Genomic DNA, 20,629 nt, shown 5'->3' with positions numbered 1-20,629 from the left:
GAGGTTGGCATGTTCAGAGCCATCGGTGACGTTCTGGGGAAGATCGGGGGCGCGATCGCAACCGTCGTCACTTTGCCGTTCCGTGCCCTGGCCCGGTTGTTCGGCGGTGCGTCGGAGTCGACACGGGGGCGGCACTGAGCCGTGGCCCGATGCGCTCCTGTTCGAGGCAGGCGCGTCGCGCAGGACCGGGAAGTCCACCGAGACGAGGTCTGCGGCCTGTTGAAACCGCTACAGCAGCCGGCCTGGCGGTTGCCATTGGGCAACGCGGCAGGTCGGCCACTGTCTTGCCGGCGTCGCGCGCACGGCGCAGCCGGGTCGCTTCGGTGACGCGCCGGTAGATGGTGCGGCGGCCGTTCCGGGAGCGCGCGAGGTAGCCGGGACGCTCGCATGCGCAGCCGATCGTGTGGTGCGGCGCGGCAGGGGCAACGACGCATGTCGTCTTCGCAATGGCCGACGCCTGCGGTCGAGTCCCGTCGGGACTCGACCGCAGGCGTCGGCGGTCGCAGGGTTCGTCAGGTGCGGTCGTAGTGGCGGTGGGCGGCGATGGCCGTGGTGAACGTGTCGACGAAAGCGGCGGAGGCGTCCGCGTCGACGACGACGCCGGGCGCGTCGGTAGGCACGGCGCAGTGTTCCAGGAGGGCGCCTGCCTCTCCCGTGGCGCCGATCGCCTTGCCGTGGCGATACGCCTGGACGAGGAATTCCCGGGCGTCGGCGTCGCCCCGCAGCGCCTGGACCGACTCGGCGCCTCCGGGAACGTACACCGCGTCGTACAACGGCGATCCCATCGTCAGCAGCGAGCGCGGCGCCTCGATCTCCTCGTCGTCGGACGCGCGTAGGGGACCCTGGCGCGGGCCCACCACCTCGCAGGTCGCCCCGTGTTCGGTCAGGCGGGCCGCGACGGCGCGTACGTGGTCGCCGCCGACGCCGTCGGCGGCCAGGATCGCGATCCTGCGCGTGTGGATGCCTCCTTCGCCCGGGTTGTTGGCGATGCTCAGTGCCGGGGACGGCTCGCCGACGGGTGCCGGTGTGCGGGTCGGCGGGGTGATGCCCAGGCCGGCTCCGACGCGGCGTGCGAGGTCGGTGTCCACGTTGGCGAGCAGCGCGACCACGTCCTCGCGGATGTCGTGGGTGTCGCACTTGCCCAGTTCGAAGCGGAAGGCGGCGACGATGTGGTCGCGTTCCCAGTCGGCCATGCTGTGCCAGAACAGCGCCGCCTGACCGAAGTGGTCGTCGAAGCTGGGACTGCGTTGTTTGATCTTGGCGCCGTCGACCCGTTCCTGGTGGTGCTCGTAGCCGCCGTGGTCCGGGCCGGCGACGATCGGGCAGCCCCGGCCGAGCGTGTTCTTGCTGTAGCTGCTGCGGCCACGATCCAGGCGCATCTGATGGTGGCCGTCGCGCTGGTTGTTGTGCACGTCGGCGACGGGGCGGTTGATCGGGATCTGCGCGAAGTTGGGGCCGCCGAGCCTGATGAGCTGGGTGTCGAGGTAGGAGAACAATCGGGCCTGGAGCAGCGGGTCGTTGGTGAAGTCGATGCCGGGGACGACGTGGGCGGTGTGGAAGGCCACCTGTTCGGTCTCGGCGAAGAAGTTGTCCGGGTTGCGGTTCAGGACCAGGCGCCCGACCGGACGCACCGGGACCAGTTCCTCCGGGATGAGTTTCGTGGCGTCGAGCAGGTCGAAGTCGAAGGCGTGTTCGTCGTCCTGGGCCACGAGTTGCACGCCGAGTTCCCATTCGGGGACATCGCCGTTGTCGATGGCCTCCCACAGGTCCCGGCGGTTGAAGTCCGGGTCCAGGCCGCCGATTTTCTGTGTCTCGTCCCAGACGAGGGAGTGCACGCCGAGTCTGGGCTTCCAGTGGAACTTCACGAACGTGCCGCGGCCGGCGGCGTCGACGAACCGGAACGTGTGGACGCCGAAGCCCTGCATCATCCGGTAGCTGCGCGGGATGGCGCGGTCGGACATGAGCCACATCATCATGTGCGTGGTCTCGGGCTGGTTGCGGACGAAGTCCCACAGCGTGTCGTGCGCGGACTGGGCCTGGGGGATCTCGTTGTGCGGCTCGGGTTTGACGGCGTGCACGAAGTCGGGGAACTTCACCCCGTCCTGGATGAAGAACACCGGCATGTTGTTGCCGACGAGGTCGAAGTTTCCCTCTCCCGTGTAGAACTTCACCGCGAATCCGCGTACGTCGCGTACGGTGTCGGCCGATCCGCGTGAGCCGGCGACGGTGGAGAAGCGGGCGAACACCGGTGTACGCAGGCCGGGTTCGGCAAGGAATGCGGCGCAGGTGACGTCCGCCATCGACTCGTACGCCTCGAAGAACCCGTACGCGCCCGCGCCTCGCGCGTGCACGACGCGCTCGGGGATGCGCTCGTGGTCGAAGTGCGTGATCTTCTCGCGGAAGTGGAAGTCCTCGAGGAGCGTGGGGCCGCGGACCCCGGCCCGTAGCGAGTTGTCGTCGTCGTCCACGCGGACGCCCTGATTCGTGGTCAGGTGCTTGGCCGCGGGGTGCACGCGGTACTGCTCCAGTTGGGCGTCCTTGGCGTCGTGCGGGGTGTCGGAGCGTCGGTGGGTGACGTCCTGGTTCTGCGGGTCCATCCGGGTGGCCTCCTGGGGCGAGTCGCCCGGCTCTCGGTCCGGGTCGCGACGCGGGTACCCGTCTGCGCGAGCGCCATACACCGTCAGGACCGCCACCTGCGAGGCCGGCGGAGCAGGTCGCGGGTGTCGTCGGGTGCTCGGGCGGGATCTCGGGCGCGACGGGGTGGGCCCTGTCGTCGGCAGTGCACGGGCGCCTCGCCGGCTCATTCCTGGGTGCCGGTCGGGTGCAGCCGAAGGGGCGGGCTCGTCCGCGCGGTGCCTGCGGCGTCCGGCTGTCGGTTCCGGTTACGGGAGCAGCACGTCGACGGCCCCGGTGGCGGCCGCCAGGGCGCGGACGAGGGGCGGTGCGTGATGGAACAGGATCGCGGTGTTCGACCGCCCGGCGCGGCGGCGGGCCCACACGAACGTGCCGAGTCCCGCGCAGTCGCAGAAGTCGATGGCGTACAGGTCCACGTGGACACTGCTGCAGTGCCGGTCGAGGCAGTGGTCGACGGCGCGTCGCAGCACGGGTGCGGTGTCGACGTCGATGTCCCCGCCGAGGATCAGCAGGGCGGATCCGCCGGCCAGGAACGTGTCGACGGACAGGAGGGTCTGCGTGGCGAGGGTCGGGTCCTTGGGCAACGTGGTTCCTCCGGTCGAAGCGGACGGGCCCGGGGAGACGGCACGTTCGTGTGGGCGGCCCCCGACGTGCCGGGCGTGCGGGGAGCGCCCGCGCGTGCCTTCCGCTCCTGCCCCGACGAACTCGCGGGAATCCGAGGGCGGGTGGTGGGTCGGTGCCGGAGGCGAGCGCGTTGCGGGGGTCGGGTGGAGACTTCGGGTGAACTGCGGGAGGTCGGCGCTGTGGCGGACGAATTCGCGGGTGCGGGCGTCGGCCGTCGCGCCGGCCGTCTCGATCGCGGCGTCGCGTGAGCAGTGCCGGGCGCGCATCAGGCAGTGGATCGTGTTGGGCTGCCGGCGGCTTGCTCCTTGTCGAGGGAGTAGAGGCCGTTGACCAGGAGGATCTGGTCGGTGGCCAGGCGCCGCAGCAGGTGCTGGAAGTGGCTGTGGTGGTAGGCGAGGACGGGTACTTCGAAGTGGGCGCCGCGTTCGGGCATGTCCATGGTCGGTACGACGGCGACCGCCCTGCGGCGCCGGGCGATGTGGTCGTCGTGGTCGAGGTGTGCCGGTGAGGCGGTTGGCCGTTTCGGTGCAGCAGGCACGGAGCCGTTCGGCCCGGTTGCGGGCGGCTCGGTGGATCCACTGCCCGGACATGCCGGTGGTTTCGCGTCGCCTGATGTCGGCGAACGCGACGACCGGGACGCGGGCTCCGGGGGCACGGTTGCCGGAGGGGGTGAGGTCAGGACGGTGAGCATGTGCCGGTGGGTGGTCGGGATCGTGTCCGGTGATCGGCCGGGGGTCACCTCGTAGGCGTCGTCAAGGAAGAAGAACCAACCGGTGATGTCGAACATGAGGTCCAGGTCCTCGCCCGTGGCGTCGGGGAACACGTCGCCGCGAGGTCGGCGAGTGCCGGTGCCGGCCGCGCGCGCTCTGCCCGAAGTGGTGAAGCCGGCGCGATGGCGCCGAAGAAGGAGAGCCCGGACCCCACGGCCACGCAGGTCGGCTCGCCCCGCAGGCCCGCCTCCGCGTTCGCCACCGGCGGGAACTTCCTCGACGCGGCCGCCGCCCGCGCATCCGTGAGCGAGTCGGTCGGTGAGTGGGGACCGGTTCCTGTTCCCCGGTCAACCACAGGAAGACGCGGGCTGCAGGGCCGAGACCTCACTGAGCGCCATGGTGACGGTGCGGCCGTTCGCCTCGAGGGTCAAAAACCCGTAGTCGCTCTCGCTCAGAGGCCCGCAGACAGTGCCGGCCTCGGTGCTTACGCGGACGAAACTCCGCGCCGCGCCGCCCGTATTGCCGGTGCCATCAGCCTTGTCCGCTTTCACGGGCCACCAGGAAGTGGCCGTCGACAGGGCGAGCAGCGCGACGGCCGTGAAGGTCAGGGCGATTCCGGTACGCAGGGCACGGCTCGCTCGCGGGGAGGCAGCCGGGCGGGCCACGGTCCGGTACAGCGGCCAGGCAGCGAGGCCGACGAGGAAGACCGCACAGCAGGCGACGACCAGGGCGCTCAGCGCCAGCAGCCCGGCCACTACCTGGATGGCCCGTGGGACCCCCGCCGGGCCGCTGTCCTTGAGTACTCCGCACAGGCCGACGAAGCCCAGGACGGCCAGTTGGATGCCCTGCCAGCCCTTGGCGATCGTCCGCAGGTCATCCGGGGCCGGTGCCTGTCCGTGCCCGGCATCGCTCGTCATGGCTTCGGCCTCCTCCCGGCGGGTCGATCCTCACAGGTACGCCCACCCGATCACGGAAGCCACCTCGACGGGGACACACCATTCACCCGTCCGCCACACCACCTTCGTGGCCCTCGGCGTCGTCGACCCGCCGAACCGGTGAACCACCGGCGCCTCACCGACGAATCACCCTGACGGCGGCCGCCCCGCCGGAACACCCTTGGGTTCTACTGAACGTCGCAACACCCGATCTCAGGGAACGCGATGAACTTGAGGAAGACGGCGCCGGGCAACACCTGGCCCACCTCACCGGGATGGCCGAGATCGTGTACGCGCCCGCGCAGCCACCGCGCACTGGATGTGCTCTCGCCCATCAGCACGTGGGAGAGCGGGAAGACCTTCGTGGACAAGACGACGCGCCCCCGGGCCCCACCGGTCGACGACATGAGGCCCCGGTCGCCGTTCGCCCGAGCCACCGCCGTGCCCCACCTGCTCACTCCGCGCGGGTCCAACGGACGCGGCGCAGGGGCCGAACCGCGGTGCGCCGCGTCAACCCAACTCGCCGCCCCTACAGTCCCCCGAGCAGTGGCGCGGCGGCCCGTCCGACGCCCGCGCAGATCTGTACTCCCTCGGCTGTGTCCCGTTCGAACTCCTCACCGGTCGAGCCCCGTTCCCCACCCGCGGGGGTCCCGGCACGCGCCGATGCTCCTACGGCGCCCGTCTCCCGGCCGACGTCCGGCAAAGGGACTGGAGGCGGTCGGTCGTGGGAGGCCCAGGGGCAACGGAGAGTTCCGACGGGCCGGGACGCGGGCGCAGAGATGGAGACGCGGACGTTCCTGCGCTTCTCCGGACCCCGGGACCCCGCGCGTTCGTCGCCGACTTCGCATCGCTGCGGGTCATCGATCCGACGGGCGGGAATGGCTCCGCGAGTACCCGGCCCGCGGCGGTTCCTGCTCGATCCGAGCCCATGCCGCATCCGTCAACCCACCCCGTGACACCGCGAGATCATTCAGGGAGGCTCCCGGCCTTGCAGGGACGTCGTACAACACCATGGGATCCGATGCCGGTTCCACGAACGCGTCGAACCGGCGGGTGGCGCCGCCGGCCAGGGTGGTGGCAGCAGTCGGCCGGCCCACACCCCTCCTGCTCGTCGATGGTGGCCGGGCCCACCGTGACGCCCTCGACCTTGTCACGTCCGCACGGGATCACGTCGTGCTCTTCGTCGGTGGCCTGCCGGAACTCCGGCAACGCCGACACCCGCGTCTCGCGCTGTTCGGGGGTGGGACCGGTCTTCCCGTGGAACTCGGTCGCGAACGCCTCGATCTCGGCCGCCGGGTGCGCCACCGGCTCCTTGTCGGGCTCCGGACCGCCGCCGGCGCCCTCGCGACCACCACCGGTGTCGTGCCCCGAGCGGTCGTCCGGAATTCGGAATGCGCGGTGTCAGGGGATCTGTGGCAGCACCCGGTCGCTCTGGCACACGTAGCGCGTGCCGTCCAGGGTGAAGCACTTGAGCGGCTCCCAGTCGCGAACGCCGGGCAAGCGGTGGACGTACAGGTCCCGGCCGGCGGGCAGGAGTTCGTACTCGCTGGGAGTGCCTCCCGTGAAGGTCCGGCGCAGGAACAGCGCGCCGCCGCGTTCAAGGATCTCTTCGAGCACCCCTACACGTTGGTATCGGCCCAGGTAGCCCCCCGCGTCGTGCGGCGGCCTGGTGCCGTCGGGGCTGTGCGGCGGGCGGGGCGCGACGCCGGCGAAGTCGGTGAAGATCTCCCGGTACAGGTCGTGGTAGAGCGCCTGGGCGTCGCCTCCGTTGGTGAGCAGAACGACCGCGAGACGGGCATCGGGCAGTACACGAAGGTAGGAGGACTGACCCTGGGTCCTGCCGTCGTGGCCGTACACCGCCCGACCGTCCCAGTCCCAACGGGCCCACCCCAGGCCGCGGGTTTCGCCGTTGTCCGGGGTGTTGGGCGTGGCCGTCTGGAACGAACGCATCTCCTCGGCCGCGCGCGCCGACAGCAGCCGGGTGCCGTCGGGCCCGAGGCCGTCGTTCAGGTGCAGGCGGACGAAGGCGAGCACGTCGCCGACGCTGGAGCACACGATGCCGGCCGGGCCCGACGAGCGGGGAACCCACGTGGGGTCGACGCGCGGCCGCCCGTCCGGTCCCGAGGCGTGACCGGCGGCGGCGCGATGCGCGAGCACGTCCTCCGGCAGTGTGTGGCTGCGGGTCAGGCCCAGCGGCTTGATCACGCGTTCGCGCAGCGCGGTGTCCCAGGTCGTGCCGGTGCGGCGTTCGATCAGCCGGCCGGTGAGGATCAGGCCGACGTTGCAGTACGAGTACCCGCGGCCCAGCGGGTGGACCGCCGGAACGTCCTTGAGCAGGGCGGTGAACCGCTCCAGGCAGTCGTCGCCGCGGCCGGTGTCGGGGAGCACGTCGCCGTCGATCCCGCTGGTGTGGGCGAGCAGGTGACGCAGCGTCAGGCGCCGGGTCCGGTCGGGGTCGGGCAGTCGCAGCTCGGGCATATGGCGTACGACCGGAGTGTCGAGGTCGATGGCGCCCTCGTCCACCAGGCGCATGGCGAGGGTGGCGGTCCAGACCTTGGTGATGGAGCCGATCTGCCAGAGCGTGTCGGGCGTTGCCTCGATACGGTCGTCGGCGTTGGCCAGACCGGCGGCGACCTTGACGACCCGGTCGCCGGCCAGAATGCCCAACGAGGCGCCGGGGACCTCGTGTCGGGCGGCCAGCGTGGCAAGCCTGGAGCGCCAGTGCCGGGCCGTGGACGTGTCGCCCGTACGGTCCGCCTCGGCCGGTGGTGCGTCGCTCGCGTGCGCGGCCGGCGCGGTGCCGAGGCTCGCCGTTCCGACCGTGCCCGCCACCGCGGCGGCGACCAGCGAACCGCGCAGCACGGTGCGCCGGGTGGATGTGCTTCGGGTGCCGTCGGCGGCTTCCGCCGAGGAAGGGATCCGGGGAGGGTGGGTCACGAATCTGCCTCTCGATCGATGTCGGTCGCGCAGGCGGGGAAGCGACCGGACCGTGCGCGCCTGAAGACGCCGACGACCCTCTTGCCGTCGCCCCGGGAACACGGCGTCCATACGCGACGCGTCCCGGCGACATCGCGCCCCGGGTACGGGCGCGTCACTCCCTCGTTCGACGAGCGTAGGAAACGGGGTCTCGAGGGGCATCGTTCTCACGTGGGAGGACTCGGATACCTCTCCGGTTCCCCTTACGCCCACCGCCGGTCGCGCGAACCCAGGACGAAGATCAGCCGTCCGGGTGGTTCGGGCGTCCGCGTCGGTATGGTGCGTGACCTCGCGCTCGGTGCCCGAGCCCACGACGACCGCCGGGTGAACCGACGACGTGGCGTCTTCGACACAGGGCGCCGAGCGGCCACGGTGACGTCCGGGACGTCCGGATCCGCACCGGACGGCCCGACCGTGGGCGGATCCCGCCGAGGATCCGCCCCGAGGAAGTCGGGCTCGCGCCCGGCCCGCGGCGCCGCGTCCCCGGTCTGCGCCGCGACGAAGTCGCCGTTCCGGCCGGCGCCTCGGTGGAGTACTACATCGAGCTCGAACGCGGTGCCGGCTCGCAGCCCTCCGACCGGATGCTCGCCGCGCTCGCCCGCGCCCTGCGCCTCAGTCGCGACGAGCGAGACCATCTGTACCGGTTGGCGAACCGCTCGATCCCGCACCAGGGCGGGGCGACGTCACACGTCCACTCCGCACTGCTCGACCTGCTGACACGAATCGACGGGACCCCGGCGATGGTGAGCACCGACCCGCACACCGTTCTGGTCCAGAACTCGCTCGCCATCGCGATGCTCGGCGACCTGTCCGCGCACCGCAGCCGCGCGGCGAGCTTCGTCTACCGATGGTTCACCGACCCGGCCTCGCGGCAGATCTACCCGCAGGAGGACCTCGGCCCGCAGGCACGGTCGTTCGTTGAGGGCTTCGAGTTCCGGGGCGAGCCACGGGCGGGCCTCGGCGAGGGGACGCGGTGTCAGCCGGTGGCGACGTCCTCAAAGAGGCCGTCGAGGGTGCGAGCGATCGACAACCCCTTCACCATCCAGAGCAGGAACAGCGGCGACTCGTGGATCTCGGCCGCGAACGCCCGGCCGGCGACGACCGTCAGCGGGCACTCGTACGCCTTGGGGACGGCTTCCTGGAAAACAGGTGCGCGGTGCCGGCGATCGCCGGGGCGGCCGGCGCGGCGGGGTCGACGACGCTCGCGTACACCGCAACCGACGCGCCGTCCGCCACGCCACGGGACAACGCAACCGACGTCCAGACCGCATCGACCACCCCGGCACTCCTCTCCGGCCCCACCTGACCGACGCGAACCCGACCCGCGCGAACTCGACCGGTGTCGGCAACAGCGCATTGTGCTTGTCCTCGGCCGTTGTTCGGATCGACTGCCGATGCGCAACCCGGGCGGGTTCGACCCCACTTGCGGTTCTCGGGTGCGGGTACTTGGCTGTGGCGCCATGACCTCCAACCACGATCTCCTGTACATCGACGGCTCGATCCACCTCCTGGTCCGGTGGGCGTCCGCGGGGGAATCCCTGGAGGACGAACTGGAGCGGTTCTGCCGCGTCGTGCGCGACTCCCCGGTGGCCTGGTCGACCATGCCCCTGGGCGTCGTCTCCGCGCTCCTGGACGTCCTCGCCGACGAGATGGACTCGCCCGGATCCTCGCCGCGCCCCGCCGAGTTCGACGTGCGGCCGGCCCGGGCCGCGGGTGATTGGCCGCCCGCGGAGTTCCTGCGCTACCTGGCCGAGTACCTGCGGACCAAGGACTACGAGTCGTCTCCCGGGTTCCGGCAACTGCCGATGAGTCTCCCGGAGGCCCGGATCCGTTTCCCCCAGGCATTCCAGATCCTTCACAGGTTCGTCCGAATCTCCGCCTCGGATCCGTATCCCGACGTCGAGGAGGCGGCAAAGGAGGCGGCCTCCACGGAACACCCGTTCGGCTGCGGCACGGTGATGGTCTCCGCAGCGGCCGAACTGCAGCAGATTCTCCTCATGTTCCGCTCGTACGAGGAACTGGACACCGTCCTGCGCGACTTCCGCGGCCATCCCCTGGCCCGACAGGACCTGCAAAGCCTCTTGGCGGCCATACGCACCCACTTCGACGAGCAACACTGACTCCCGACCGCCGAACAGTCCCGCTCAGGTACGGGTGGTCCACGGTGTAGGGATGCAGACCCACCCGGGTCGAGAGCAGCCGTGCCGATGCGAGGGCCGGGTCCAGGAGGGTGGCGGCGCCGTGACATCCTCCAGCCCGGGCGGGCAAAGGCGTCGGCCCCGCTCTCTCGCGGGAGCGGGGCCGATTGGTTTCGCGGGTGTCGGGGCTTCGGGGGCGTCACTGCTCGCGGAGGTAGGTGAGGACCGCGAGTACGCGCCGGTGTCCGGCGTCGTCGGCGAGCAGGCCGAGCTTGGTGAAGATGTTGCGGATGTGTTTGTGGATCGCGGCCTCGGTGACGTGGAGTTCGGCCGCGATGTCGCCGTTGCGGTGGCCTTGGGCCATCAGTTGCAGAACGTCGCGCTCGCGGGCGGTGAGGGTGGCGAGCGGGCTGCGGGTGCCGCTGCGGCGCATCAGGGTGGTCACCACCTCGGGGTCGAGGACCGTCTCACCCCTGACCACGCGGTCCATGGTGCGCAGGAAGTCGTCGACGGCGCCTACGCGTTCCTTGAGCAGGTAGCCGACCGCTCCGGCTCCGTCGGCGAGCAGGTCGCCGGCGTATTTGGTCTCCACGTGGGCGGACAGCACCAGCATGGGGAAGCCGGGACGCGACGCGCGGACCTGCATTGCGGCGCGCAGGCCCTCGTTGGTGAACGTCGGGGGCATCCGTACGTCGACGATGGCCAGTCCGGCGTCGAACTCCTCGATGGTCTCGTACAGGCGCTCGGCATCAGGGCGCGCGGCGACCACGTCGATCCCCTCGGCGGACAACAGCGCCGCAAGACCTTCGCGCAGCAGCGTGTCGTCCTCGGCGATCACGACTCGCATGGCAACTCCATCCGCACCGACGTCGGTCCGCCCGGCGGGCTGGCGACGGTGGCCGTGCCGCCGAGCGCCTCGATCCGGCTCGTGATGCCGGTCAGGCCGCTGCCCGTCGTCAATCGGGCGCCGCCTTGTCCGTTGTCGGTCACGGTGGTGATGACGCGCATCTCGCCGTCGGCCTCCTTCCAGGTCAGGTGTATGTCGCATTCGGTCCCGTTGCTGTGCTTGGACACGTTGGTCAGGGCCTCGGCGACCGAGAAGTACAGCGCCGCGTCGACGGACGCCGGTGTCGGTGCGGGTGCGTCGACCCGCAGCCGGGTGGGGATCTGCATGCGGTCGGCCAACAGCCCCAAGGCCGGCACCAGGCCTTCCTCGGCGAGCACCGGCGGGTAGACGTCCCGGATGATGCGGCGCATTTCGGCCAGCGCGTCGCGGCTGGCGTCCTGTGCTTTGGCCAGGGCCGTCGCAACGTCGCCGGTTCCGGTGCTCAGTTGCCGTTGTGCGGTGCCGATGAACATCGAGACGGCGACCAGCCGGTTCTGCGCCGCGTCGTGCAGATCCCGTTCGATCCGGCGCAGTTCGGCGGTGTGCACGTCGACGGCCGAGCGCCGGCGCCGCTCCTCCATCTGCGCCCGCAGCCGGAGTTCTTGCTCGCGAGACGGCGCGAGCAGCCGTTCGAGAAGCTTCGCGTCGGCGGATCCCACGGCGGGCACGGCGACCGCCCACGCGGCCAGTCCGGCGAGCCCGATCAGGCCGGACACCAGGGCGAGCCACCACGTCGTGACCTCGAAGAACTGCTCGGCGGGGCGGCCGTCCGGCATCGCCCACCAGTACGCCGGCAGGGCCAGCGCCTGCAGGGACAGCACCGGCAGCAGGACGGCGACGGCACCGAGCGGGATCCCGATCACGATCCGCTGGAGGACGGCGCCCAGGTCACGGATCGGCATGTTGTCGGCGATGCGTCGGCGGACGACATCCGCGCCGGCGGCGGGCCGCAGGTGGGGAGACGCGATGCGCCGTCCCAACGCCGGTCCGACCCTCCCCCGTTCACGGTCGCTCCAGTGCCGCACCAGCCCGGAAGCGGCACCGGTGAGCAGGAGTCCGACGCCGACCACGGACAGCGCGGCCACGACCATGACGACCGCGAGGACCACCAGTCCGTACAGCCCGGAGACGGCACCGCCCGTCAGGTAGCGGAGCGAACGCGCCGACTGCCGGACCGGCCTGGCATTTCGCAGCCGTCGACCGGCGCCGACACCTCTCGTGGAACTCACCCGGCGAGCCTACTTCCAGTCCTCGGGCCGGCCCCCGGCGACGCACCTCGGGCGGCGGGCCCGCGGTGGAGGTATAGCCGGCACCACCATCAGAGCGGTCGCCCGTGCCACCACGGGCCGGGCACACGGGGGACTGTGCCGCGCGGGCCGCGAATCTACGGTCGTGAACGTGAAGACGCACAGGAGCGAACACCCCGGGAACCACGACGAACACGCCGTGGCCATCAACGGCCTGAGCAAGAGTTTCGGCGCCGGCGCCACGCGCTTCCGGGCGCTGACGAACATCGACATGTCCCTCGCACCGCGGAGTTTCACCGCGATCATGGGACCGTCGGGCTCCGGCAAGACCACCTTGCTGAACTGCCTGTTGGGCCTGGACAAGCCCGATACGGGGTCGATCCGCATCGGCGGCACGGACATCACCGGCCTGGACGAGACCCGCCTGGCCGAGATGCGGCGTTCGCGGGTCGGGGTGGTGTTCCAGGCGTACAACCTGATCCCGTCCCTCACCGTCGCCGACAACATCTCGTTGCCGCTGCGGCTGGCCGGCCGACCGATCGACCGGCACCGCGTAGGGAAGTTGGCCGAGACGGTCGGCGTCGGTGCCACGCTCGACCGCCGGCCGGCCCAGTTGTCCGGGGGCCAGCAGCAGCGCGTCGCGTTCGCGCGGGCGCTCGTCACGGACCCGGAGTTGATCGTCGCCGACGAACCGACCGGCGCGCTCGACACCGCGTCGAGCGACGTCGTGCTCGGCCTGCTCCGGTCGATCGTCACCAACCTCGGTCAGCGGGTGTTGCTGGTGACGCACGACCCACGGGCGGCGGCGGTCGCGGACCGCGTGCTGTTCCTGCGCGACGGCCGTTGGCACGGCGAACTGCGCGGCGCCACCGAGGCGCGGATCGCGGCGACCCTCACCGAGCTCGGGAGCCGGTCCTGAACAAGCTCGCCCGACTGACGCTGCGTGCGCGCCGGGGCCAGGTCGCCGCACACGCCATCACGGTGTTCTTCTCGGCCGTCCTCATGGGGGCGTTCGGCGTACTTCTCGAGACCGGCGTCCGCGGCCGGGTCTCCACCGGCGAGTACGACAATGCACCGCTGTTGGTCGCATCCCGCCAGTCGGTGCCTGTCGACGGCGACGTCGACATGACGGTCCCGGGCCGGGCGCTGCTGCCGGCTTCGCTGGCCGGCGAGATCACCGCGGCGCTGCCCGCGTCCCGCGTCGTCGCCGACCGCATCGTGCCCGCGGTCCTCGGTGCCCGGGCCGGTGACGGCGAGACGGTCGATGCGCATCCCTGGTCCGCGTTCGCACTCGGGAATCGTGAACTGGCCTCGGGACGCGCGCCCGTCGGCGCGGACGACATCGTGCTGCCCGGCCACGTCGCGCGCGCCCACGGCCTGGAGACCGGGGAGAAGGTCGCGCTCGGCTTCGGCGACCGGCCCGTGCAGTACACGCTCGTCGGCACGACCACAGCCGACGACGCGGGAGTCGACGTCCCGGACGTGTATCTCACCGACGGGCAGATCGCGACGCGCGGCAACCCCGACCCCGGCGTGGCGGTCATCGGCGTCTGGCCGCAGGCGACTTCCGATGCGGACGTACTCGCCCGCCTCGCCGCTCCGGCCGGCGCGCGGCTGTGGGACCGCGGCGACCGAGGGCCCGTCGAGGCGGTCTCCCAAGGCCGGGCGACGGCGGACCTCGTCTCCATCGCCGGTGCGCTCGGTGCCGTCGCGCTGATTGTCGCGGTGTTCACCGTCATAGCCCTCACGTCGCTCCAAATCCGCGAGCGTTCACGCGAGTTGGCCATGCTCCGCATCGTCGGTGCCACGCCGCGGCAGGTGAAGCGGCTGCTGCGCGCGGAGATCCGGATGGTCGCCGCGTCGGCCGGCGGCCTCGGCGGCGTCGCCGGACCGCTGGTGGGCGCGGCCATGATCGGCGTCATCCGCTCCTGGGGAGTGCTGCCCGCGACTCTTGAGCCGGTCTTCGGCCCCTTGCCTTTCATCGTGGCGATGCTGACCGGTTTCCTCGCCGCCGAGATCGCCACGCGCGTCGCGGTACGCCGGGTGACCCGCAGCAGCCCGCTGACGCAGCTCGAAGACCGCGACGCAGGCACCTCGGCATCGCGGCGGACGCGGCGCATCGTCGTCGGAGTGGTTCTGGTCGCGGTGGGCATCGTGATGGCGCTGGCCCCGACGTACACGTCCAACGTCGATGCGGCCAGTGGACTCCCGGGCATCTCCGGACTGGTGATGGCCCTGTCGATCGGTCCGCTGAGTCCGCAGGTGGTGCGCGCGGCGGCGGCGATCGTGCGCCGGCCGGCGAGGCGCTACGCCGCGGCGTACACGGCGCTGGAGAGCATTCGCCACCGGGCCGCCCGGGTCGGCGGCGCGTTGACCCCGATCGTCCTCGGCGTCGCGTTGGGTGCGGTCCAGCTCTCCGGCGCGGCGACGGCCGGTGCCGTCTCGGCGGCACAGGCGGACGCGGGCACGCGCACCGACATCACGGTCACCTCGCCGACGGTCGGAGTCAGTGACCGGACGGTCGAACTCGTGCGCGGCGCACCCGGGGTCGCATCGGCCATTCCCATCGTGACCACCCGCGTCATCGTGCAGCCGCCCGCCGGCAGCGGCAACAGCCCCCAGACCCTGAACGCACTCGGCATCGCCGGGGACCGGGTGGAACACTACGCCGATCTCAAGCCCAAGGACGGCGACCCGGTCCGGCTCCGGGAAGGCGATGTGGCGCTCGGTGTCCTCGGTGCCGCCCAAGTGGGGGCCCACGTCGGAGACGAGATCACGGTCGTACTGGCGAACGGGCGTGCGCTCAAGCGGCACGTGAGCGCGCTGTACGAACGCGGACTCGGCTTCGGCGACGTCCTTCTCCCCCTCGGCGACCTGCAGCCGGCCACCGCGTCGGGGCTCCCGTCCGGCCTGGCCGTCGCAGTCCCCGGCTCCGCATCGGCGGCACGCGTCGCGGAGGCCATCCGCGACCGCCTCGCAGACGTCCCCGGAGTCGAGGTCTCCGGCTCCGGCGGTGCCGCCGCCGGCGGCGATGCGTCAAGCGGCGACGAGAAGTTCGGTCTGCTCATCCTGGTGGTCCTCTTCGGCTACATCGCCATCGCGGTCACGAACTCCCTCGTCACCGCGACCCTCTCCCGCCGCTCGGAATTCGCGCTGCTGACGGCCGTCGGCGCCACCCCGCAGCAACGGCGCTCGATCCTGCGCTGGGAGGCCGCCGTCCTGGCCACCACGGCGTGCATCGTCGGCACCGCCTTCGCCCTGCCCGGCCTGTTCGCCATGACGTACGCCCTCAGCAACGGCGACCGCATCGCACCCGCGATCGACCCCGTCACCTACACCGCACTCGTCGCCTTCACCTTCGTCCTCGTCTTCGCTGCCACCGCCCTCGCCGGCCGGTCCGTCATGCGCGACCGGCGCTCGTGACCCTGGTTCCGGTCTCGGTGGTCGGCGTCGACAGGAGAAGTGTGAATGACTGAGTACTCACGTGACGGACCAGCGGAGGACACTCTCCACCGCGAAGGAACGACACGAGAGGGTCGGCGAGAACGACGCCCCGGCTGCCGGCGCGGGAGGGGCCGGGATCGGAACAAGCGCGCACCCGATCCACAACGGCACGGTCCTCGGCGCGCGGCGCGCGGCGCGCGGCCTTCTCGAACCCTGCAACACCACAGGCCAACCGGCCCCTCGGCCACGCACACACCCCACACCACACGCCGACCCCCCACATCACCAGGCACAGACCAACGTTCTCAACCGGTGCCGCACCACGGGCCGGGGCACCACGGCGCCGACCTCGCATCGAGACAGCGCAGCTCGAAGGCCGTCCTTCTCCGGACTTCACCATGGCTCACGAGACACCCGACCCACTTGCGCACGCCACCGCTTGGGACTGCGTGCGTTGCGCTGTTCGGCGGGTCTGGTCGAGTAATTCCTGCCACTCTGATGCTTCGGGACGGGGCCGAGGGCGAGGGGTGGGGCCCATGCGTGCGGTGGTGGTGGGGATCGGGCGTTTCGCGGCGGCCGGGGCCGGCGAGATGCCGGTGGGTGCGAGGGCGTGGGCGGATCTGCCGTTCGTCGACGAGGTGGTGCCGCCGGTCGTAGCGGCGTTGAACCGCCTGGGGTATGCGACCGACGTACACAAGGACATCGGTGCCGGCGCATTGCGGGCGGCGATCGGCACGGCGCTGGGGTCCGCCCGGCTGATGTATGTCGCCGCCCACGGGGATGTTGCGACGGCGAATCCTCATCGAGTGGACGTAGTGCCGGCGGACGGGTGCGTCGGGGTGGGGACGAACGCCGCGCAGTGGGTGGACGACGCGCAGACGTTGGGCGTGCCGACGTTGTTTCTGTTCGATCTGTGCCGGGCGGGGCGGGCGGCGTCGTTGCCGCACATGGTGCACGGGTCGGACACACCGGCGAACGCGTGGGTGATCGCGGCGTCGGGTGGGGGTGAGGATGCGTACGACGGGCGGTTCAGCATCGCCCTGGCCGAGGTTTTCGAGGAGGTCGCCCGCACCGGGTTGGACACCGATCCGGCACGGACGCACGTGCCGTTCTCGAAGGTGGCCCGCCGAGTACGGCAACGGGTGGAGCGCATGCCCGGGATGGTGCAGACGGTGCAAAGCACGGCGATGGTGCTCGCGGAGGAGGAGCCGGATCTGCCGTTCTTCCCCCATCCCAACCACGACCCGAAGGCGGTGCGTCTGGGCGGTGTGGAGCCGGCGCTGCGGATGTTTCTCGACCCCTCGGACGCGTTGCACTTCACCGACAAGGCCGGCCTCCGGTTCACCGGGCGGCGTTCGCAATTGCGAGTCCTCGCGCCGTGGTTGGACGACGTCACGACGGGCGGCCTTCGGGTGGTGACCGGGAATCCGGGGATCGGCAAGTCGGCGTTGTTGGGGGCTCTGGCGTGTGCCGCGCACCCCGAACTGGTCGCGGTGGCCGGGCATGTGCGCGAGCGGTTGGACGCCCGGGACGCGGCGGGATGTCCCTCGGTCAACGATCGGTTGGCCGCGATGCACGCGCGCGGACGCACTTCGGCGCAGGTGTTCGCGTCCGCGGCCCGGCAACTCCATGTGGATCCCGGGCCCGACGCGCTGGTGGACGCAACGGTGTTCATCGGTCTGTTGCCTGTGGCGGGAGAGGTTCCGGTGTTGATCGTGGATGCCTTGGACGAGGCGTCCGACCCCGCCGGGTTGTGCGCGGACCTGGCCCGGTTGGCGCAGGCCGCCCGGGCCGATGGTACGCGCGCGGTGCGGCTGCTGGTGGGCACCCGGCCGTGGCCGATGTTCGACGCCCTGCTCGACCGGGCCGCCGAGACGGGCGGTCTGATGGACCTGGACGCCGCCGACCCCGACGAGGTCCGCGAGGATCTGGCCGACCATTTGGGCGCCCGCTTGGCCGACACTCGTACCTATGGCCCGCCGCGCATGCGCGCCGTCCGGCAACGCCTTGCCCGAGCGATCGCCGATCGCCTCTCGCCACGATCGGTGCGCGGTACGGAGTGGGGGGCCTTCCTGGTGGCCGAGATCTTCACCCGCCATCTGGCCCAAGTCGGCGCGCCGGAGGACCTCGACGCGGCCGACGCTCTCGGCCGTTCGGCGCCCGGGACGCTGCCCGAGGTGCTCGAACGCGATCTGGCCCTTCGTCCGGAGGGTCCGGCCATCCACGCCGTCCTGTCGGCGCTTGCCCTCGCCCAAGGCGAGGGCATGCCCCTGGAGGTGGCACTGCCCCTGGCGGGGCTGTTCGCCGATGTCGACGCCGAACGCGCCCGAGCGCTCCTTCCCGACGCTCTGTTCTACCTGCGCGCGACCCCGGATCACGACGGAACCCTGCTCTATCGCCTCTTCCACCAGGCACTCGTCGACCACCTCACCGGGCAGCCGACGACGGACACCACCGCGCCGACCCGCGGCGACGTCCTCGACCACCTCCTCGCCACCCACACCACCCACGACGGCAACACCCGCGCCTGGGACACGGCCCCGCCGTATCTTCTGCGGTACGCCTTGGCTCACGCCGAATCCGCGGACCGCTTGGACGAACTCCTCACCGACACCGAATACCTCGTCCACGGCGATCCCTCCGCCCTCACGGAGGCGTTCCCGCGTGCGGCCACGCACGAGGCGTTGGTGGCCCGTGCCGTGTACCGCGCCTCCATCGGCACCCACCGCTACGCCGACCCGGCCACCCGTCGCCGGCTTCTCACCACCGACGCGGCCCGCCACCCGGCCGCTCTGCTCGTGCGCGCGTTCACCGACATGACCGAGCCCGGCGTCTGGACCGCCGTCGCCGTCACCGGCGGAATTCCGAACCTCGAACTACGCGACACCATGAGAGGACACGACGGTGTGGTGATCGCAGTGGCGTGCACGACGCTCGACGGAAAGCCGATCGCCGTCACGGGAGCCGAAGACGAAACCGTGCGGGTCTGGGACCTGAGCACCGGCACCCCACTCGGCGAACCGCTCACCGGACACGACGAAGCGGTGATGGCCGTCGCCTGCACGACGCTCGACGGAAAGCCCGTCGCCGTCACCGGAGCCGAAGACGGCACCGTACGGGTCTGGGACCTGAGCACCGGCACCCCACGCGGCGAACCCCTCACCGGACACGACGAAGCGGTGATGGCCGTCGCCTGCACGACGCTCGACGGAAAGCCCATCGCCATCAGCGCCTCTGCGGACGAGACCGTACGGGTCTGGGACCTGACCACCGGCACCCCACGCGGCAAACCCCTCACCGGACACGACGACACGGTGACCGCCGTCGCGTGCACAACACTCCACGGAAAACCCGTCGCCGTCACCGGAACCGACGACGGCACCGTACGGGTCTGGGCCATGGACACCGGCACCCCACTCGGCAAACCCCTCACCGGACACGACCACTCGGTGTACGAGGTCGCGTGCACGACGCTCGACGGAAAGCCCATTGCCATCAGCGCCTCTGCGGACGAGACCGTACGGGTCTGGGACCTGGCCACCGGCACCCCACGCGGCGAACCGCTCACCGGACACGACGAAGCGGTGATGGCCGTCGCCTGCACGACGCTCGACGGAAAGCCCATCGCCGTCACCGGAGCCGAAGACGGCACCGTACGGGTCTGGGACCTGGCCACCGGCACCCCACTCGGCAAACCCCTCACCGGACACGACGACACGGTGACCGCCGTCGCGTGCACAACACTCCACGGAAAACCCGTCGCCGTCACCGGAGCCGCAGACAGCACCGTACGGGTCTGGGACCTGACCACCGGCACCCCACTCGCCGAACCCCTCACCGGACACGACGACACGGTGACCGCCGTCGCGTGCACAACACTCGACGGGAAGCCCGTCGCCGTCACCGGAGCCGACGACGGCACCGTACGGGTCTGGGACATGGACACCGGCACCCCACTCTGCGAACCCCTCACCGGACACACCGGCCCGGTACACGCAGTCGCGTGCGCGGTGCTCGACGGGAAGCCCGTCGCCGTTACCGGAGCCGAGGATGGCACCGTACGGGTCTGGGACCTGGCCACCTTCGCTCCGCTCGGCGAACCGCTCGCTGTAGACGACCAAGCGGTGTACGCGGTTGCGTACACGACGCTCGACGAAATACCCGTCGCCGTCGCCGGATACGAGGACGGCATCGTGGGAATCTGGGACCTGAGCACCGGCACCCCGCTCGCCGCCCTTATCGGACACACCGGCCTGGTGTACGCGGTCCTGTGCGCAACTCTCGACGGGAAACCCGTCGCCATCACAGGAGCCGCGGACGGCACCGTGCGGGTCTGGGACATGAACACCTCTTCGCCGCTCGGCGAACCCCTCACCCACCGCATCGACATGGTGACAGCGGTCGCGTGCGTGGTGCTCGACGGAAGACCGGTCGCCGTCACCGGGGCCGAAGACGGGATCGTGGTGCTCTGGGACCTGAGCACCGGCACCCCACTCGCCGAACACCCCACCGAACACGCCGGCCCGATATACGCGGTCGCGTGCACGACACTCGACGGGAAACCCGTCGCCGTCACGCGATCCGACGACGAGATCGTAGGGGTCTGGGACCTGACCACCGGCGAGTGCATGGACCGGATTTTCACCCCCGATGTGTGCAGAGCCTTCGGCTGGGGTCCGGACGGTCACCTGTGCGTGGCCTTCGAACGGGAAATTGCGCTGCTGCGCCACAAACGACATCACACGAACGAGCGTCCGGTTCACGCGGACACGGCGGACCACCGAACGACACCGACGAGGCGCACGCCGGATTCCTGATGGCCGGCCACGACCTGAAGGACATGACGCGTCCGAAGGCCGGCACGCGGCCCCAGGCGGCGGAGCCCGTCCTCCCGGCCTTCCCGAGCTCCCACGCCGCCCTCGACGCCCTCGACGCCGCCGGAACTGCCGGTTGTGCGCACCCGATCCCCTGTGACGAGAGGCGACCCGAACCTCACCGCGGCGCCCGGCCGCACGCAGGGCAACGAAGCCGGCGC

General features: G+C 71.2%; 14 protein-coding genes and 1 pseudogene. 7 read left to right on the top strand and 8 right to left on the bottom strand.

The features are described from left to right. Window positions 1-9 precede the first annotated feature (9 nt). On the top strand, window positions 10-138 hold the full coding sequence (locus tag ABZ374_RS23040; RefSeq protein ID WP_360313928.1) for an LPFR motif small protein: 129 nt from the start codon (window positions 10-12) through the stop codon (window positions 136-138). Window positions 139-512: 374 nt separating this feature from the next. Here ABZ374_RS23040 and ABZ374_RS23035 read toward each other — a convergent pair whose 3' ends face one another. From ABZ374_RS23035 to ABZ374_RS23010, 6 genes are all read right to left on the bottom strand, one after another. After that, entirely contained in the window at window positions 513-2,597 is a 2,085-nt protein-coding gene (locus tag ABZ374_RS23035) for a catalase (RefSeq protein ID WP_360313926.1), read from the bottom strand. 285 nt (window positions 2,598-2,882) lie between these two features. Next, window positions 2,883-3,218: an STAS domain-containing protein gene (locus ABZ374_RS23030; RefSeq protein ID WP_360313924.1), complete on the bottom strand. Its 336-nt coding sequence runs from the start codon at window positions 3,216-3,218 to the stop codon at window positions 2,883-2,885. Between the two features lie 305 nt (window positions 3,219-3,523). Continuing rightward, entirely contained in the window at window positions 3,524-3,949 is a 426-nt protein-coding gene (locus ABZ374_RS23025) for a hypothetical protein (protein ID WP_360314087.1), read from the bottom strand. A 366-nt stretch (window positions 3,950-4,315) separates the two neighbouring features. After that, window positions 4,316-4,885 (bottom strand): hypothetical protein, encoded by a 570-nt coding sequence (locus tag ABZ374_RS23020; protein WP_360313922.1) that lies wholly within the window; start codon window positions 4,883-4,885, stop codon window positions 4,316-4,318. A 206-nt stretch (window positions 4,886-5,091) separates the two neighbouring features. After that, the gene (locus ABZ374_RS23015; RefSeq protein ID WP_360313920.1) at window positions 5,092-5,274 is read right to left on the bottom strand and encodes a hypothetical protein; all 183 of its coding nucleotides are present in this window, start codon (window positions 5,272-5,274) and stop codon (window positions 5,092-5,094) included. A 1,030-nt stretch (window positions 5,275-6,304) separates the two neighbouring features. Then, window positions 6,305-7,840, bottom strand: coding sequence for a serine hydrolase domain-containing protein (locus ABZ374_RS23010; protein WP_360313918.1), 1,536 nt, complete (start codon window positions 7,838-7,840; stop codon window positions 6,305-6,307). A gap of 431 nt (window positions 7,841-8,271) precedes the next feature. Between ABZ374_RS23010 and ABZ374_RS23005 the strand changes: the two are divergent. The 3 genes and pseudogenes from ABZ374_RS23005 to ABZ374_RS22995 all read left to right on the top strand — a co-directional run. After that, window positions 8,272-8,799 (top strand): annotated as a pseudogene (locus ABZ374_RS23005) (helix-turn-helix domain-containing protein); the annotation flags it as partial. Window positions 8,800-8,945: 146 nt separating this feature from the next. After that, entirely contained in the window at window positions 8,946-9,185 is a 240-nt protein-coding gene (locus tag ABZ374_RS23000; RefSeq protein WP_360313916.1) for a hypothetical protein, read from the top strand. Between the two features lie 154 nt (window positions 9,186-9,339). Then, complete coding sequence (locus ABZ374_RS22995; protein WP_360313914.1) at window positions 9,340-9,999, top strand: hypothetical protein; 660 nt, start codon at window positions 9,340-9,342, stop codon at window positions 9,997-9,999. A gap of 217 nt (window positions 10,000-10,216) precedes the next feature. Here ABZ374_RS22995 and ABZ374_RS22990 read toward each other — a convergent pair whose 3' ends face one another. Both ABZ374_RS22990 and ABZ374_RS22985 read right to left on the bottom strand, forming a co-directional pair. Continuing rightward, window positions 10,217-10,864, bottom strand: a complete 648-nt coding sequence (locus tag ABZ374_RS22990; RefSeq protein ID WP_360313912.1) for a response regulator transcription factor — start codon at window positions 10,862-10,864, stop codon at window positions 10,217-10,219. Continuing rightward, window positions 10,852-12,132 (bottom strand): sensor histidine kinase, encoded by a 1,281-nt coding sequence (locus ABZ374_RS22985; RefSeq protein WP_360313910.1) that lies wholly within the window; start codon window positions 12,130-12,132, stop codon window positions 10,852-10,854. Before ABZ374_RS22985 ends, ABZ374_RS22990 begins: the two co-directional genes overlap by 13 nt. A 169-nt stretch (window positions 12,133-12,301) precedes the next feature. On the opposite strand from ABZ374_RS22985, the gene ABZ374_RS22980 reads away from it, so the two are divergent. The 3 genes from ABZ374_RS22980 to ABZ374_RS22970 all read left to right on the top strand — a co-directional run bounded on the left by ABZ374_RS22980 (window position 12,302) and on the right by ABZ374_RS22970 (window position 20,411). Continuing rightward, window positions 12,302-13,069 (top strand): ABC transporter ATP-binding protein, encoded by a 768-nt coding sequence (locus tag ABZ374_RS22980; RefSeq protein WP_360313908.1) that lies wholly within the window; start codon window positions 12,302-12,304, stop codon window positions 13,067-13,069. Window positions 13,070-13,131: 62 nt separating this feature from the next. Next, the gene (locus ABZ374_RS22975; protein WP_360313906.1) at window positions 13,132-15,573 is read left to right on the top strand and encodes an FtsX-like permease family protein; all 2,442 of its coding nucleotides are present in this window, start codon (window positions 13,132-13,134) and stop codon (window positions 15,571-15,573) included. Window positions 15,574-16,130: 557 nt separating this feature from the next. Further along, on the top strand, window positions 16,131-20,411 hold the full coding sequence (locus ABZ374_RS22970; RefSeq protein WP_360313904.1) for an AAA family ATPase: 4,281 nt from the start codon (window positions 16,131-16,133) through the stop codon (window positions 20,409-20,411). The last annotated feature ends 218 nt before the right edge of the window (window positions 20,412-20,629 follow it).

Origin of the sequence: Embleya sp. NPDC005971 (genome assembly GCF_040629175.1) — a bacterium.
Lineage (GTDB): Bacteria > Actinomycetota > Actinomycetes > Streptomycetales > Streptomycetaceae > Embleya.
This window is presented reverse-complemented; position numbering and strand designations above follow the sequence as displayed.

Excerpts from the sequence above, each read along its gene's own strand:
- ABZ374_RS23020 (WP_360313922.1), bottom strand. The coding sequence starts at position 4,885 with ATGACGAGCGATGCCGGGCACGGACAGGCACCGGCCCCGGATGACCTG.
- ABZ374_RS22970 (WP_360313904.1), top strand. The coding sequence starts at position 16,131 with ATGCGTGCGGTGGTGGTGGGGATCGGGCGTTTCGCGGCGGCCGGGGCC.
- ABZ374_RS23040 (WP_360313928.1), top strand. The coding sequence starts at position 10 with ATGTTCAGAGCCATCGGTGACGTTCTGGGGAAGATCGGGGGCGCGATC.
- ABZ374_RS23035 (WP_360313926.1), bottom strand. The coding sequence starts at position 2,597 with ATGGACCCGCAGAACCAGGACGTCACCCACCGACGCTCCGACACCCCG.
- ABZ374_RS22995 (WP_360313914.1), top strand. The coding sequence starts at position 9,340 with ATGACCTCCAACCACGATCTCCTGTACATCGACGGCTCGATCCACCTC.
- ABZ374_RS23025 (WP_360314087.1), bottom strand. The coding sequence starts at position 3,949 with ATGCTCACCGTCCTGACCTCACCCCCTCCGGCAACCGTGCCCCCGGAG.
- ABZ374_RS22990 (WP_360313912.1), bottom strand. The coding sequence starts at position 10,864 with ATGCGAGTCGTGATCGCCGAGGACGACACGCTGCTGCGCGAAGGTCTT.